The sequence below is a fragment of the Roseobacter sp. TSBP12 genome, from assembly GCF_009129705.1.
In the GTDB taxonomy this organism is placed as follows: Bacteria; Pseudomonadota; Alphaproteobacteria; order Rhodobacterales; family Rhodobacteraceae; genus Celeribacter; species Celeribacter baekdonensis_A.
This window is the reverse complement of sequence record NZ_PYIB01000046.1, coordinates 1-12442: the sequence shown is the minus strand read 5'-3', so window position 1 is coordinate 12442 and position 12442 is coordinate 1. Positions and strand designations below refer to the sequence as shown.

22 protein-coding genes and 2 pseudogenes are annotated in these 12442 nt (G+C 55.4%); 1 reads left to right on the top strand and 23 read right to left on the bottom strand.

The genetic code is table 11. From position 1 onward, the window contains the following. Nucleotides 1-26 precede the first annotated feature (26 nt). The 12 genes and pseudogenes from C8029_RS14095 to rpmC all read right to left on the bottom strand — a co-directional run bounded on the left by C8029_RS14095 (nt 27) and on the right by rpmC (nt 4922). Entirely contained in the window at nt 27-404 is a 378-nt protein-coding gene (locus C8029_RS14095) for a COG4315 family predicted lipoprotein (RefSeq protein ID WP_152003122.1), read from the bottom strand. Between the two features lie 157 nt (nt 405-561). Further along, the gene (gene rpmD, locus C8029_RS14090; RefSeq protein WP_009574024.1) at nt 562-753 is read right to left on the bottom strand and encodes a 50S ribosomal protein L30; all 192 of its coding nucleotides are present in this window, start codon (nt 751-753) and stop codon (nt 562-564) included. 11 nt (nt 754-764) lie between these two features. Beyond that, the gene (gene rpsE / locus C8029_RS14085; protein WP_107720647.1) at nt 765-1340 is read right to left on the bottom strand and encodes a 30S ribosomal protein S5; all 576 of its coding nucleotides are present in this window, start codon (nt 1338-1340) and stop codon (nt 765-767) included. A gap of 174 nt (nt 1341-1514) precedes the next feature. Then, the gene (rplR, locus tag C8029_RS14080; protein ID WP_009574022.1) at nt 1515-1874 is read right to left on the bottom strand and encodes a 50S ribosomal protein L18; all 360 of its coding nucleotides are present in this window, start codon (nt 1872-1874) and stop codon (nt 1515-1517) included. An 11-nt stretch (nt 1875-1885) separates the two neighbouring features. Further along, nucleotides 1886-2419: a 50S ribosomal protein L6 gene (gene rplF / locus C8029_RS14075; protein ID WP_009574021.1), complete on the bottom strand. Its 534-nt coding sequence runs from the start codon at nt 2417-2419 to the stop codon at nt 1886-1888. Nucleotides 2420-2431: 12 nt separating this feature from the next. Next, nucleotides 2432-2822: pseudogene (rpsH, locus tag C8029_RS14070) on the bottom strand (30S ribosomal protein S8). A gap of 15 nt (nt 2823-2837) precedes the next feature. Beyond that, entirely contained in the window at nt 2838-3143 is a 306-nt protein-coding gene (gene rpsN, locus C8029_RS14065) for a 30S ribosomal protein S14 (RefSeq protein WP_009574019.1), read from the bottom strand. A 21-nt stretch (nt 3144-3164) separates the two neighbouring features. Continuing rightward, nucleotides 3165-3728: a 50S ribosomal protein L5 gene (gene rplE / locus C8029_RS14060; protein ID WP_074646530.1), complete on the bottom strand. Its 564-nt coding sequence runs from the start codon at nt 3726-3728 to the stop codon at nt 3165-3167. Further along, nucleotides 3728-4033, bottom strand: coding sequence for a 50S ribosomal protein L24 (rplX, locus tag C8029_RS14055; protein ID WP_009574017.1), 306 nt, complete (start codon nt 4031-4033; stop codon nt 3728-3730). The genes rplE and rplX overlap by 1 nt, the downstream gene beginning before the upstream one ends. Then, the gene (gene rplN / locus C8029_RS14050; protein WP_009574016.1) at nt 4033-4401 is read right to left on the bottom strand and encodes a 50S ribosomal protein L14; all 369 of its coding nucleotides are present in this window, start codon (nt 4399-4401) and stop codon (nt 4033-4035) included. Before rplN ends, rplX begins: the two co-directional genes overlap by 1 nt. Nucleotides 4402-4464: 63 nt before the next feature. After that, nucleotides 4465-4710, bottom strand: a complete 246-nt coding sequence (gene rpsQ, locus C8029_RS14045) for a 30S ribosomal protein S17 (RefSeq protein ID WP_009574015.1) — start codon at nt 4708-4710, stop codon at nt 4465-4467. 14 nt (nt 4711-4724) lie between these two features. Continuing rightward, complete coding sequence (rpmC, locus tag C8029_RS14040) at nt 4725-4922, bottom strand: 50S ribosomal protein L29 (RefSeq protein ID WP_009574014.1); 198 nt, start codon at nt 4920-4922, stop codon at nt 4725-4727. A 231-nt stretch (nt 4923-5153) separates the two neighbouring features. On the opposite strand from rpmC, the gene C8029_RS14035 reads away from it, so the two are divergent. Then, nucleotides 5154-5774 carry a 2OG-Fe(II) oxygenase family protein gene (locus tag C8029_RS14035; protein ID WP_152003121.1) on the top strand — a complete coding sequence of 207 codons (621 nt, stop codon included), beginning with the start codon at nt 5154-5156 and terminating at the stop codon, nt 5772-5774. Here C8029_RS14035 and C8029_RS14030 read toward each other — a convergent pair. From C8029_RS14030 to C8029_RS13980, 11 genes and pseudogenes are all read right to left on the bottom strand, one after another. Next, the gene (locus C8029_RS14030; protein WP_152003120.1) at nt 5755-6525 is read right to left on the bottom strand and encodes an ion transporter; all 771 of its coding nucleotides are present in this window, start codon (nt 6523-6525) and stop codon (nt 5755-5757) included. The two genes, C8029_RS14035 and C8029_RS14030, sit on opposite strands and share 20 nt — an antisense overlap. 195 nt (nt 6526-6720) lie before the next feature. Beyond that, on the bottom strand, nt 6721-7134 hold the full coding sequence (gene rplP, locus C8029_RS14025; protein ID WP_009574011.1) for a 50S ribosomal protein L16: 414 nt from the start codon (nt 7132-7134) through the stop codon (nt 6721-6723). 13 nt (nt 7135-7147) lie between these two features. Continuing rightward, nucleotides 7148-7855, bottom strand: coding sequence for a 30S ribosomal protein S3 (gene rpsC, locus C8029_RS14020; RefSeq protein WP_009574010.1), 708 nt, complete (start codon nt 7853-7855; stop codon nt 7148-7150). Further along, the gene (rplV, locus tag C8029_RS14015; protein ID WP_009574009.1) at nt 7855-8235 is read right to left on the bottom strand and encodes a 50S ribosomal protein L22; all 381 of its coding nucleotides are present in this window, start codon (nt 8233-8235) and stop codon (nt 7855-7857) included. The genes rpsC and rplV overlap by 1 nt, the downstream gene beginning before the upstream one ends. A gap of 3 nt (nt 8236-8238) precedes the next feature. Then, a complete protein-coding gene (rpsS, locus tag C8029_RS14010; protein WP_009574008.1) occupies nt 8239-8517 on the bottom strand; it encodes a 30S ribosomal protein S19 in 279 nt (92 codons plus the stop codon). A gap of 3 nt (nt 8518-8520) precedes the next feature. Further along, complete coding sequence (gene rplB, locus C8029_RS14005; protein ID WP_009574007.1) at nt 8521-9363, bottom strand: 50S ribosomal protein L2; 843 nt, start codon at nt 9361-9363, stop codon at nt 8521-8523. A 533-nt stretch (nt 9364-9896) separates the two neighbouring features. Continuing rightward, the gene (locus C8029_RS14000; protein WP_009574006.1) at nt 9897-10193 is read right to left on the bottom strand and encodes a 50S ribosomal protein L23; all 297 of its coding nucleotides are present in this window, start codon (nt 10191-10193) and stop codon (nt 9897-9899) included. Beyond that, a complete protein-coding gene (gene rplD, locus C8029_RS13995) occupies nt 10190-10810 on the bottom strand; it encodes a 50S ribosomal protein L4 (RefSeq protein ID WP_009574005.1) in 621 nt (206 codons plus the stop codon). The genes C8029_RS14000 and rplD overlap by 4 nt, the downstream gene beginning before the upstream one ends. Continuing rightward, nucleotides 10807-11543 (bottom strand): annotated as a pseudogene (gene rplC / locus C8029_RS13990) (50S ribosomal protein L3). Before rplC ends, rplD begins: the two are co-directional and overlap by 4 nt. Before the next feature lie 15 nt (nt 11544-11558). Beyond that, complete coding sequence (rpsJ, locus tag C8029_RS13985) at nt 11559-11867, bottom strand: 30S ribosomal protein S10 (protein WP_009574003.1); 309 nt, start codon at nt 11865-11867, stop codon at nt 11559-11561. 319 nt (nt 11868-12186) lie between these two features. Continuing rightward, a partial coding sequence (locus C8029_RS13980) for an EF-Tu C-terminal domain-related protein (protein WP_502707598.1) occupies nt 12187-12442 on the bottom strand: 256 nt, incomplete at its 5' end.

Below are 12442 nucleotides of genomic sequence, written 5' to 3'. Positions count from 1 at the left end.
TCGATCAAACCCGTGTCGGAGGGTGATTACGGCCGGGCAGTGTGCCAAACGCCTTTGACGCCATCCCCGGTCATATCACCCGGCTTCATATCTTTGACCCAAAGATAGAGTGGCTGATCTTTGTAGGCGACTTGTTTCACACCGTCTTTGCGGGTGATCAGGCTGTAGCCCTTCGGCAGATCGGACTCAGATTCTGCGGTGAGGGCGGGCCAGTTTTCGATGCAGCCTTCATAGCAGTTTGAGACGCCTTTTTCATCTTTGTCGAAGGTGTAAAGCGTCATCTTCTGCGCATCCATCAACAAACGTTCGCCATTCAACTCGCCCACCAAAACCGGGTTTTCCGCAAATGCGGGGGCGGTAAGGGCAAAAAGGCTAAGCGCGGTGGCCGTGAGGATCTTCATCATCTTCTGTCTCCCTGACATGAGGTCTGACCATATGCAGACGTGAGAGATACAGGGGCAGTGAGCGTTTTATTCCCGGCCCGATAGCTTTTTGAGAAGAAAATGCAAAAAGCCCCGCAGTTTCCCGCGGGGCTTTCAAAATCAAGCTCGAAAGCGTCGATTAATTGTCGCGCTCTTCGATGATTTCAACGAGGTGCGGGATCGAACGCACCATGCCGCGCACGGAAGGGGTATCTTCCAGCTCACGGGTTTTGTGCATTTTGTTGAGGCCCAAGCCGATCAGCGTTGCGCGCTGAACTTGAGGGCGACGGATCGGGGAGCCGACCTGTTTTACAACGATGGTTTTAGCCATGTGTCTACTCCTTACGCTTCTGCAGCGGTTTCAGTGTCAGCAACCGGTGCATCGTCGCGACGCAGGATTTCTGCAACTTTTTTGCCGCGACGCTGAGCCACGGAGCGCGGGGAAGCCTCAGATTTGAGTCCGTCCAGCGTGGCGCGGATCATGTTGTACGGGTTCTGCGAACCGATCGACTTTGCGACCACGTCCTGAATGCCAAGCATTTCGAACACAGCGCGCATCGGACCACCAGCGATGATACCAGTACCTTGCGGTGCGGTGCGCATCACGACTTTACCAGCGCCATGACGACCATTGGTGTCGTGGTGCAGGGTGCGGCCTTCTTTGAGCGGCACGCGGATCATTTGGCGTTTTGCTTGCTCGGTGGCTTTACGAATGGCCTCAGGGACCTCTTTCGCTTTGCCTTTGCCGAAGCCGACGCGGCCTTTTTGGTCACCAACAACCACGAGAGCTGCAAAGCCGAAACGCTTACCACCCTTCACAGTTTTGGAGACACGGTTGATCGCGACGAGACGATCGGCGAATTCCGGGGTTTCATCGCGGTCGCGACGGTTGTCCCGGCGGTTTTCACGTTCTGCCATTGGCATTCCTTTGAACTGGTGGCGCGTTTAACGCCGTTAATTTCAATCGCGGTGAAGGCCCCACTTGCGTGAGGCCGACCCGGATCATCGGGGGGACACACTGTCCCCCACAGACTTAGTGTTCGCGCAATTTGGTCCGAAAACCGGTATCCACTTTTCGGATCGCGCTCAGTCTTAGAACTTCAGACCACCTTCACGCGCAGCCTCGGCCAGAGCCTTGACTTTGCCGTGAAACAAGAAGCCGCCACGGTCGAAGTAACACACTTCCACACCGGCTTTCTTGGCGCGCTCTGCGATTGCAGCACCGACTTTGGTGGCTGCTTCGACGTTGTTTTTGCCGATGATCCCCAGATCCTTTTCCAAAGAGGAAGCGGAGGCGAGGGTCACGCCTTTGACATCGTCGATCAGCTGAGCGCTGATGTTCTTGTTCGAACGATGGATGGACAAACGGAGTTTGCCAACATTGTTCTTGCGAAGTTTGTTCCGGACGCGCAGGCGGCGCTTCAAGAACAGGTCTCTTTTGCTGTTTGCCATTTTGAGCGTCCTTACTTCTTCTTACCTTCTTTGCGGAAGATATACTCGTCTTTGTACTTGATACCTTTGCCCTTATAGGGCTCCGGTTTACGCCATTCGCGGATATTGGCTGCGACTTGGCCGACGAGCTGCGGATCAGAGCCTTCCACGGTGATCTCTGTCGGTTTCGCGGATGTGACGGTGACGCCAGCCGGAACCTCAAAGTTCACTTCGTGGGAGTAACCCAAGTTCAGTTTCAGGATGTTGCCCTGAAGCTGAGCACGGTAACCAACACCGTTGATTTCAAGTTCTTTCTTGAAACCGACGGAAACGCCAGTGACCATGTTGCCGATCACAGTGCGGGACATGCCCCACTGTTGACGCGCACGCTTGGATTTGCCCCGGGGGGTCACGGTGATGACGTTGCCTTCAATGGTGAGGGTCACGTCGTCCGTGGCGGTGAAGGAGTGAGAGCCTTTCGGGCCCTTCACTTCGATGGTCTGGCCGGACACAGAGGCAGTGACGCCGCTGGGCATTTCGACCGGTTTTTTACCAATACGAGACATCGAGAGACCTCCTTAGAAGACTGTGCAAAGCACTTCGCCGCCAACATTGTTGGCACGAGCGTTTGCATCAGACATCACACCTTTGGGTGTGGAGACAATCGACACGCCCAGGCCCTGACGGACCGATGGGATGTCTTTGACACCGAGGTACACGCGACGGCCGGTTCGAAACCCGTTTCAATTCGCGAATAACAGGAGTGCCTTCGTAATATTTCAGGCTGATTTCGAGGGTCGGGTGACCATTCGCATCAGTGCCTTTCTCATAGCCGCGGATGTAGCCCTCGTCGAGCAGCACGTCCAAGACCCATGCCCGCAGCTTGGAAGCCGGGGTGGAGACAACGGATTTGCCGCGCAGTTGAGAGTTACGGATACGGGTGAGCATATCGCCGATAGGATCGTTCATATCTTATGCCCTCTCTTACCAGCTGGATTTCACGAGACCGGGGATTTGGCCAAACGAGCCAAGTTCCCGCAGCATGATCCGGGAGACCTTCAGCTTACGGTAGTAAGCGTGGGGACGACCGGTCAACTGACAACGGTTATGAAGACGGGTTGCCGAGCTGTTGCGCGGCAGATCTGCAAGTTTCAGGGAGGCGCGGAAACGCTCTTCCATCGGCTTGTCTTGATCGTAAATGACCTCTTTGAGAGCCGCGCGTTTGGAAGCGTATTTTGCCACCAATTTCTCACGCTTGCGCTCACGGGCGATCATGGATTTCTTAGCCATGTTCTCTAACTCCTCGCGCGATCAGCTGTTGAAGGGCATGTTGAACGCTTTCAACAGGCTCTTGGCTTCAGCATCGGTTTTCGCCGTGGTGGCGATGACAATGTCCAGACCCCAGACTTCATCGACTTTGTCGAAGTTGATCTCGGGGAACACGATGTGCTCTTTCATGCCCATGGCATAGTTGCCACGGCCGTCAAAAGATTTACCCGGCACGCCGCGGAAGTCGCGGATACGGGGCATTGCGATCGTGATCAGACGGTCGAGGAATTCGTACATACGGTCGCCACGAAGCGTAACCTTCGCACCAAGCGGCATGTCTTCACGAACGCGGAAACCAGCGATGGATTTCTTGGCTTTCGTGATGAGGGCCTTTTGACCGGCGATGGCAGTGAGATCTTCCTGAGCCGATTTGGCTTTTTTGGAATCACGCACAGCTTCAGCACCGCAACCGATGTTGAGAACGATTTTGTCGAGGCGCGGGATCTGCATGTCGTTTTTGTAGCCGAACTCTTCTTTGAGCGTGGCACGAATGCTGTCCTTGTAAATCGCCTTCAGACGCGGGGTGTAATTTGCTGTATCAAGCATCAGATCACGTCTCCCGTGGTCTTGGCGAAGCGCACTTTTTTGTCGCCTTCGATTTTGAAACCGACGCGGGTGGCTTTGCCGTTGGCATCCAAAAGCGCCAGGTTGGACAGGTCGACCGGCACTGCGATCGGCTTGCGGCCGCCCTGATCGCCCTGAGAGGCGCGGGTGTGACGGATGGCGATGTTCACGCCTTCCACGATGGCTTTGCCTTTGGACGGCAGCACAGTGGTGATTTCACCCTTTTTGCCTTTGTCCTTGCCAGCCAAAACGATAACTTTATCGCCTTTTTTCAACTTAGCAGCCATTAGAGCACCTCCGGAGCGAGCGAGATGATCTTCATGAAGTTTTTCGCACGAAGCTCGCGAACAACTGGGCCAAAGATACGGGTACCGACCGGCTCGTTGTTGTTGTTGAGGATCACGGCAGCATTGCGATCAAAACGGATCGCTGTGCCATCTTCGCGACGGACTTCTTTGGCGGTGCGAACGACGACGGCCTTACGGACGTCCCCTTTTTTCACACGGCCGCGCGGAATGGCTTCTTTCACCGATACAACGATGATGTCACCCACGGACGCGTAACGACGGTGCGAACCGCCGAGGACCTTGATGCACTGAACTCGGCGAGCGCCTGAGTTATCAGCTACATCCAGATTGGTCTGCATCTGGATCATATGGTTTCTCCCGACCTATGGGGGAGGTCTGCAGCGACCTGTTCCCCCAGGGTTTCGATTAAATTAGGACGCTGCCGTCTCAGTGACGATAACTTCCCAACGCTTGGTCTTCGACTTCGGTGCACATTCCTGAATGCGGACTGTTTCACCAACGTTGAATTGGTTGTTCTCATCGTGAGCCCGGTATTTTTTGGACTTACGAATGGTCTTTTTCAGAACCGGGTGTTTGAAGCGACGCTCCACGGACACGGTCACGGTCTGTTCGTTCTGGTTCGAGGTGACAACACCTGTCAGAATACGTTTGGGCATAGGTCAGTCTCCTCTTACTCAGCCGAAGCTGCTTTTTCGTTCAGAATGGTTTTCACAAGAGCGGCCGAACGGCGCGCTTTGCGAATCTGAGCGGTGTTTTCGAGCTGACCCGTGGCCTGCTGAAAGCGCAGGTTGAAGGATTCTTTTTTAAGATTGGCAAGCTCGGTCTTGAGCTCGTCCGGCGTCTTAGCGCGGAGTTCCTGGGCGTTCATAGCCTTATCCTTTGTCTTACATCAGAGAGCGCCACGTTCGTTATGTGGGTGACCCTGAGCCTGATGGGCGAATGTCAAAACACACGAATCCCGAGGACCGGGCACGTGCGATGGGTTCCTATAGGGGAAGCGTGGGAATAGGGCAAGGGAAAGATGGCAAATCCTTGTGTTTCTCGGCGCAGCGCGTAGAACCACCTCAACAGCTATAACCCCTATATCTTGAGGCCCACCATGCCCACCATCGAATCCCTCTTCGTCACCCGGCTCTATCACGCCGCCTTGTCCGAATTTAAGCCCAAGATCGACGCGGACGAATTGGAGCAATCCTGCTACGTCATCGCCGAAGATGACGAGGCGGGTCAGGAATGGTGTGAGGCGAATGAGTATCCGGGCTACACTTCCTATGCCTCTCTCACCGATTTGGCTTGGCGCTTTCCGATCTTCAAGAGCCTCGTGAAAGCCCTCGACAAACATGTCGCGACCTTTGCCAAGGATTTGGAATTCAACCTGGATGAGCGCAAGCTGGTGCTCGAAGATCTCTGGATCAATATCCTGCCCGAAGGTGGCACCCACGGCTCGCATATCCACCCCCACTCGGTGATCTCCGGCACCACCTATGTGGCGATGCCCAAAGGTGCCTCTGCGCTCAAACTCGAAGACCCCCGCCACGCCATGATGATGGCCGCCCCACCGCGCAACAAAGACGCGCGGCGTGAGTTGAAGAGCTTTATCTATATGAAGCCCGAGGTGGGGGATGTGTTGCTCTGGGAAAGCTGGCTGCGCCACGAAGTTCCGATGAATGGCTCGGAGTTTGACCGGATTTCCGTGAGCTTTAATTATCGCTGGGAATAAGCGCTTTCTCAATCCGCTCAAGCCGCTGAACTACGTCGTCCCGGTAATCCCCGGTGGCGGCGTTTGTTTCTTCGGCGTGGGCGTCTTGCATTGAATTCACGATCAGACCGACAACGAGGTTCACCACCGCAAAGGTCGTGATCAAGATGAACGGGACAAAGAACAGCCACGCCAGTGGATGCACCTCCATCACGGGGCGCACAATCCCCATAGACCAGCTTTCCAGCGTCATGATTTGAAACAGGGTATAGGCCGACACGCCGAGATCCCCGAACCATTGCGGAAATGTCGCGGCAAAGAGTTTCGTTGCCATGACGGATGCAATGTAAAAGATCACCCCCATCAGCAAGAACACCGAGGCCATTCCCGGTAGGGCGGAGATAAATCCCTCAACCACGCGGCGCAGCGTGGGTGCGACCGATATGACGCGCAAGAGCCGCAGGATGCGCAGTGCCCTGAGTACCGACAATCCGCCACCCGCAGGCGAAAAGGACACCGCAACAATGATGAAATCAAAGATGTTCCAACCGGAGCGGAAAAACCTCCAGCCGCGCGCATAGATTTTGGCGACCAATTCGACGACGAAAATGCCCAAACAGAGGCCGTCAAGAAGTGTGATGAGCCCCCCTGCGCGTGCCATAAGGGTTTGAGAGGTCTCAAGCCCCAAAATGACGGCATTCGCCAGAATGACCCCAAGGATCAGGTTTCGGGTCAGGGGGCGGTCCAAAACCCGGGCCAATCTCGCGCGCATCTTTAGCTCTCCTTGTGCTTGCCAAGGCATATGTGCACGCGCAGCACGAGAGACAAGCACATGGCAGAGACAAAAGAGGCGGCAAACAAAAACCCCCGCCGATGTCTCGACGGGGGTTTTATATTTTTCAACTGGGGCGCGGCCCGCAGGTTTCTATGAAACCCGCTCCACCGCTTGTGCGTAGGGCACCCACTTTTACCAGTCTTCGCGGACCACGGTGCGGGTTTTGATCGGGAGTTTCATCGCTGCAAGGCGCAGGGCCTCACGCGCGACTTCTTCCGTCACGCCGTCGATTTCGAACATCACGCGGCCGGGTTTGACCTTGCATGCCCAATAATCAACAGAACCTTTACCTTTACCCATACGGACTTCGGTCGGTTTCGAGGTGACCGGCAGATCCGGGAAGATACGGATCCAAACGCGACCCTGACGTTTCATGTGGCGGGTCATCGCACGACGAGCTGCCTCAATCTGACGCGCGGTGACGCGCTCGGGCTGAACGGCTTTGAGGCCGAATGTCCCGAAAGTCAGGTCAGAGCCGCCTTTGGCTTGACCATGGATCCGGCCTTTGTGGGCCTTGCGGAATTTTGTACGCTTTGGCTGAAGCATATCTCAGATCTCCTTAGCGACGGCCGCGGTCGCCGCGAGGCGCCGGACCAGCTTGAGCTTCTTCGGCGCGACGGTCATGAGCCTGCGGGTCATGTTCCATAATCTCGCCTTTGAAGATCCAGGTTTTGATGCCGATGATGCCATAGGCCGTGGAGGCTTCGGCATGAGCGTAATCGATGTCAGCACGCAAAGTGTGCAGCGGCACGCGACCTTCGCGGTACCATTCGGTCCGTGCGATCTCGGCACCACCAAGACGGCCAGCAACGTTCACTTTGATGCCCAAAGCACCCATGCGCATGGCGTTCTGAACCGAACGTTTCATGGCACGACGGAAGGACACACGACGCTCAAGCTGCTGTGCAATCGACTCGGCCACGAGAGCGGCGTCGAGTTCCGGCTTGCGCACTTCAACGATGTTGAGGTGCAGCTCGGATGCGGTCATCGCGGCGATTTTCTTGCGCAGACCTTCGATGTCCGCGCCTTTTTTGCCGATGATGACACCCGGACGGGCGGTGTGGATCGTGACGCGGCACTTGCGGTGCGGACGCTCGATGATCACACGGCTGATGCCGGCTTGTTTGCACTCTTCTTTCACGAACTCGCGGATTTTGAGGTCTTCCAAAAGAAGATTCCCATAATCCTTGGTGTCGGCGTACCAGCGGCTGTCCCAGGTGCGATTGACCTGGAGGCGCATACCGATCGGGTTAACCTTATGACCCATTAGTTTTGCTCCTCAACTTGACGCACCTTGATGGTGATTTCCGCAAACGGCTTCATGATCTTGCCGAACCGACCACGTGCACGCGGACGACCGCGTTTCATGGTGAGGTTTTTGCCAACCCAAGCTTCGGCAACGATGAGTTCATCGACGTCGAGGTTGTGGTTGTTTTCGGCGTTGGCGATCGCGGACTGAAGACATTTCTTCACGTCAGCTGCAATACGCTTGTTGGAGAAGGTGAGGTCCGTAAGGGCCTTGTCCACTTTCTTACCACGGATCATCTGAGCCACGAGGTTCAGTTTCTGCGGCGAAACGCGAAGCATTTTGGTTTTGGCCATTGCTTCGTTGTCAGCCACGCGACGGGGATTTGCTACCTTACCCATGACTTACTTCCGTTTCGCTTTTTTGTCAGCAGCGTGACCGTAATAGGTGCGGGTCGGCGAATACTCACCGAACTTCTGACCAATCATGTCTTCTGTGACGTTGACGGGGATGTGCTTGCGGCCGTTGTACACACCAAAGGTGAGACCAACGAACTGCGGCAGGATGGTGGAACGGCGGGACCAGATCTTGATGACCTCGTTGCGACCGCTCTCGCGAGCTTTTTCGGCCTTTTTGAGGACGTAAGCGTCCACAAACGGGCCTTTCCAGACAGAACGTGCCATATCTTAGCGACCCTTCTTCTTAGCGTGACGCGAGCGGATGATGAGCTTGCTGGACGCCTTGTTCTTGTTGCGCGTTTTCGCGCCTTTGGTCGGTTTGCCCCATGGCGTCACCGGGTGACGACCACCGGAGGTCCGGCCTTCACCACCACCGTGCGGGTGGTCGATCGGGTTCATAACCACACCACGCACAGACGGGCGGATGCCCTTGTGGCGGTTGCGACCGGCTTTACCGAAGTTCTGGTTGGAGTTGTCAGGGTTCGACACGGCACCAACGGTGCACATGCATTCCTGACGGACCAAACGCAATTCGCCAGAAGACAGGCGGATCTGAGCGTAGCCACCGTCACGACCAACGAACTGAGCATAAGTCCCAGCAGCACGCGCGATTTGACCGCCTTTGCCAGCTTTGAGCTCAACGTTGTGAACGATTGTCCCAATCGGGAGACCGGAGAACGGCATAGCGTTGCCCGGCTTCACGTCAGCCTTGGCAGAGGCGATGACTTTGTCGCCCACGGCCAGACGCTGCGGAGCCAGGATGTAAGCCTGTTCGCCGTCTTCATATTTGATAAGCGCGATAAACGCGGTGCGGTTCGGGTCATATTCGATCCGTTCCACAGTCGCTGCGACGTCAAACTTGTTCCGTTTGAAGTCGACGATACGATAGAGACGCTTTGCCCCGCCGCCTTTGCGGCGCATCGTGATCCGTCCGGTGTTGTTCCGACCGCCATTCTTGGTCAAACCCTCAGTGAGGGATTTGACCGGGCGGCCTTTCCAAAGCTCCGAACGGTCGATCAGAACCAACCCACGTTGGCCAGGCGTCGTCGGTTTATACGACTTGAGTGCCATTCTTTCTGTCTTCCGTCTAGCTGAGGCGGATCCTGTAACTGGTCCGCCTGATGTTTAGCCCCCCGAAGGTGGCCATGTTGTAGGCCCCTTCAACCAAATGAGAGGTGCCCGAATTCACAATACCAAGAGGCCTCAGAACGAATCCGAGGCCACGCGATGGGTGCGTTTAGCAAGGATGGATGGGGGTGTCTATAGGGGAGTGAAGTTTTGCCGCGCAGGCTGACGATCCGCGCGAACAGAATAGTTTCAAAATGTGCAATCTAGCCCTTATGCGCATGCTCCAAGGCCACCATGACGCAGGCGGCAAATAGGAACAGAACCACAATTCCGACTAGCCCCTAGTAAGATCAACGACTTCGAAAATTCGATTTAGCTGATCAGAGGTCATGAAGTATCCCCAATCTAAAACCAATTCTCTAAACATCTATGTACTAAAGTAGGCATTCGACAATTGCCTTAGAAGCTTCGCGAGAAACAAAAAGCCCCCCGGCTCTCGCCGAGGGACTTCTTGATTTCAACCTAGTCCTGAAAAATCAGAGACCGGTGGACACGTCGATCGAGTTGCCTTCTTCGAGTGTCACATAGGCTTTTTTGACGTCTTTGCGTTTGCCAAGCATCCCGCGGAAGCGTTTCGTCTTACCTTTGGTGACGACGGTGTTGATGGCTTTCACCTTCACACCGAACAGTTCTTCAACGGCTTTTTTGATCTGCGGTTTGTTGGAGTCGATGGCGACTTCAAAAACAACAGCACCGTTTTCAGAAGCCATCGTGGCTTTCTCAGTGATGATCGGCTTACGGATCACGTCGTAAAGTGCAGCTTTCGTAGTCATTTGAGGCGAGCCTCCAGAGCTTCGACAGCCGAACGCGTGAGCACGAGCGTGTCACGTTTCAGAATGTCGTATACGTTTGCGCCCATCGTCGGGAGAATATCAACACCAGCGATGTTCGCAGCAGCCGCTTTGAAGTTGGCGTCAATCTCAGCACCGTCGATGATCAACACGCGCTTCCAGCCTTGCTCTTTGATCGCTTTGGCGAGGAACGCGGTCTTTGCTTCTGCGAGTTTCGCATCTTCAAGGATCACGAGGTTGCCAGAGCCAGCCTTTGCAGACAGAGCATGCTTGAGCCCGAGTTTACGGAACTTTTTCGTCAGCTCGTGACCGTGCGAACGCGGTGTCGGGCCTTTGTAAATCCCACCTTTACGGAAGATCGGAGCCTTGCGGGAGCCGTGACGTGCGCCACCGGTGCCTTTTTGGCGATAGATCTTCTTGGTCGAGTAGGACACTTCCGAGCGGGTCTTGACCTTGTGAGTGCCGGCCTGCGCGTTGTTACGCTGCCAACGGACCACACGGTGCAGAATGTCGGCACGCGGCTCGAGACCAAACAGGGCCTCATCGAGATCCAAAGTGCCGGCGGAGCCGCCGTCGAGTTTGATCACATCAAGTTTCATGCTTCACCCCCTTCTACTGGTGCTTCTGCAGCAGGAGCTTCAGCGACCGGAGCTTGTGCGGATTTCAGAGCAGCCGGAAGCGGCGCGTTCTCAGGGAACGGCTTTTTCATGGCGTCTTTGACCGTAACCCAGCCACCTTTGGAGCCCGGAACGGCGCCTTTGACCATGATCAAGCCACGGTCAGCGTCGGTGCGAACGACCTGAAGGTTTTGGGTGGTGACGCGGGCAGACCCCATGTGACCGGCCATTTTTTTGCCTTTGAAGACTTTGCCCGGATCCTGACACTGACCCGTGGAGCCGTGCGAACGGTGGGACACGGACACACCGTGCGATGCACGCAGACCGCCAAAGTTGTGGCGTTTCATCGCACCGGCAAAACCTTTACCGATGGATGTCCCGGACACGTCAACGAACTGACCTTCAAAGTAGTGCTCGGCAGAGATTTCTGCGCCGACTTCGATGAGGTTGGCTTCGTCCACGCGGAATTCCGCAACTTTACGCTTCGGAGCCACGTTTGCAGCGGCAAAGTGACCGCGCATCGCAGCGAGGTGCGTTTTGCTTTTGCGTTGCCAGCACCGAGTTGAACAGCTGTGTAGCCGTCCTTATCAACAGTGCGCTGAGCAACAACTTGCAGGTTTTCGAGTTGAAGAACGGTCACAGGGATCTGTTTGCCGTCTTCCATGAACAAGCGGGTCATGCCCACTTTCTTCGCGATGATACCAGAGCGCAACATATCTAGGTGCCCTCCTTAAACTTTGATCTCGACGTCAACACCAGCGGCGAGGTCGAGCTTCATCAGCGCGTCAACGGTCTGGGGCGTCGGATCAACGATGTCGAGAAGACGCTTGTGCGTCCGGATCTCAAACTGATCGCGGGATTTTTTATCGATGTGCGGACCACGGAGAACCGTGAACTTTTCGATTTTGTTCGGAAGCGGGATCGGGCCACGGACAGTCGCGCCGGTGCGCTTTGCCGTGTTTACGATTTCTTGGGTGCTGGAATCGAGCACACGGAAATCAAATGCCTTCAGCCGAATGCGAATATTTTGCGACTGCATAATATAGCCTTTCGCGGCTTAAAGTTGAGAGGTGGAAAACGCACCATTGCGCCGCCACGTCGAACTGAAAAGGGCGAGTCACGACTCACCCTCATCCTTCACACAAAGTGAATTGCTGCCCAATACAGGGCGGATCAGGGCAGATCAATATCTAATCCCGAAAACCGCATGATTTATTAGGCTTCTTGTATCTTTGTCTTTGGAAAAAGGCCCCGCTTTTGCGAGGCCTTTCTATGCGATCAATCACTTGCGTGACTTATGCGATCTTACTCGACGATCTTCGACACAGCTTTGTCAGTGCGTCTCGGGATCGTCTCGCTTACTCGACGATCTTCGACACAACGCCGGAACCGACCGTGCGGCCACCTTCGCGGATGGCGAAGCGCAGGCCTTCTTCCATCGCGATCGGGGCGATCAGTTCAACGTTGAACTTCAAGTTGTCGCCCGGCATCACCATTTCGGTGCCCTCAGGCAAAACAACAGTCCCGGTCACGTCAGTGGTGCGGAAGTAGAACTGCGGACGGTAGTTTGCGAAGAACGGCGTGTGACGGCCACCCTCTTCCTTGGTCAAGATG

Bases quoted from the DNA above. Each gene is read 5' to 3' on its own strand.
- C8029_RS14095 (WP_152003122.1), bottom strand. From the start codon at position 404: ATGATGAAGATCCTCACGGCCACCGCGCTTAGCCTTTTTGCCCTTACC.
- rpmD (WP_009574024.1), bottom strand. From the start codon at position 753: ATGGCTAAAACCATCGTTGTAAAACAGGTCGGCTCCCCGATCCGTCGC.
- rpsE (WP_107720647.1), bottom strand. From the start codon at position 1,340: ATGGCAGAACGTGAAAACCGCCGGGACAACCGTCGCGACCGCGATGAA.
- rplR (WP_009574022.1), bottom strand. From the start codon at position 1,874: ATGGCAAACAGCAAAAGAGACCTGTTCTTGAAGCGCCGCCTGCGCGTC.
- rplF (WP_009574021.1), bottom strand. From the start codon at position 2,419: ATGTCTCGTATTGGTAAAAAACCGGTCGAAATGCCCAGCGGCGTCACT.
- rpsN (WP_009574019.1), bottom strand. From the start codon at position 3,143: ATGGCTAAGAAATCCATGATCGCCCGTGAGCGCAAGCGTGAGAAATTG.
- rplE (WP_074646530.1), bottom strand. From the start codon at position 3,728: ATGCTTGATACAGCAAATTACACCCCGCGTCTGAAGGCGATTTACAAG.
- rplX (WP_009574017.1), bottom strand. From the start codon at position 4,033: ATGGCTGCTAAGTTGAAAAAAGGCGATAAAGTTATCGTTTTGGCTGGC.
- rplN (WP_009574016.1), bottom strand. From the start codon at position 4,401: ATGATCCAGATGCAGACCAATCTGGATGTAGCTGATAACTCAGGCGCT.
- rpsQ (WP_009574015.1), bottom strand. From the start codon at position 4,710: ATGCCCAAACGTATTCTGACAGGTGTTGTCACCTCGAACCAGAACGAA.
- rpmC (WP_009574014.1), bottom strand. From the start codon at position 4,922: ATGAACGCCCAGGAACTCCGCGCTAAGACGCCGGACGAGCTCAAGACC.
- C8029_RS14035 (WP_152003121.1), top strand. From the start codon at position 5,154: ATGCCCACCATCGAATCCCTCTTCGTCACCCGGCTCTATCACGCCGCC.
- C8029_RS14030 (WP_152003120.1), bottom strand. From the start codon at position 6,525: ATGCGCGCGAGATTGGCCCGGGTTTTGGACCGCCCCCTGACCCGAAAC.
- rplP (WP_009574011.1), bottom strand. From the start codon at position 7,134: ATGCTTCAGCCAAAGCGTACAAAATTCCGCAAGGCCCACAAAGGCCGG.
- rpsC (WP_009574010.1), bottom strand. From the start codon at position 7,855: ATGGGTCATAAGGTTAACCCGATCGGTATGCGCCTCCAGGTCAATCGC.
- rplV (WP_009574009.1), bottom strand. From the start codon at position 8,235: ATGGGTAAGGTAGCAAATCCCCGTCGCGTGGCTGACAACGAAGCAATG.
- rpsS (WP_009574008.1), bottom strand. From the start codon at position 8,517: ATGGCACGTTCTGTCTGGAAAGGCCCGTTTGTGGACGCTTACGTCCTC.
- rplB (WP_009574007.1), bottom strand. From the start codon at position 9,363: ATGGCACTCAAGTCGTATAAACCGACGACGCCTGGCCAACGTGGGTTG.
- C8029_RS14000 (WP_009574006.1), bottom strand. From the start codon at position 10,193: ATGACTACGAAAGCTGCACTTTACGACGTGATCCGTAAGCCGATCATC.
- rplD (WP_009574005.1), bottom strand. From the start codon at position 10,810: ATGAAACTTGATGTGATCAAACTCGACGGCGGCTCCGCCGGCACTTTG.
- rpsJ (WP_009574003.1), bottom strand. From the start codon at position 11,867: ATGCAGTCGCAAAATATTCGCATTCGGCTGAAGGCATTTGATTTCCGT.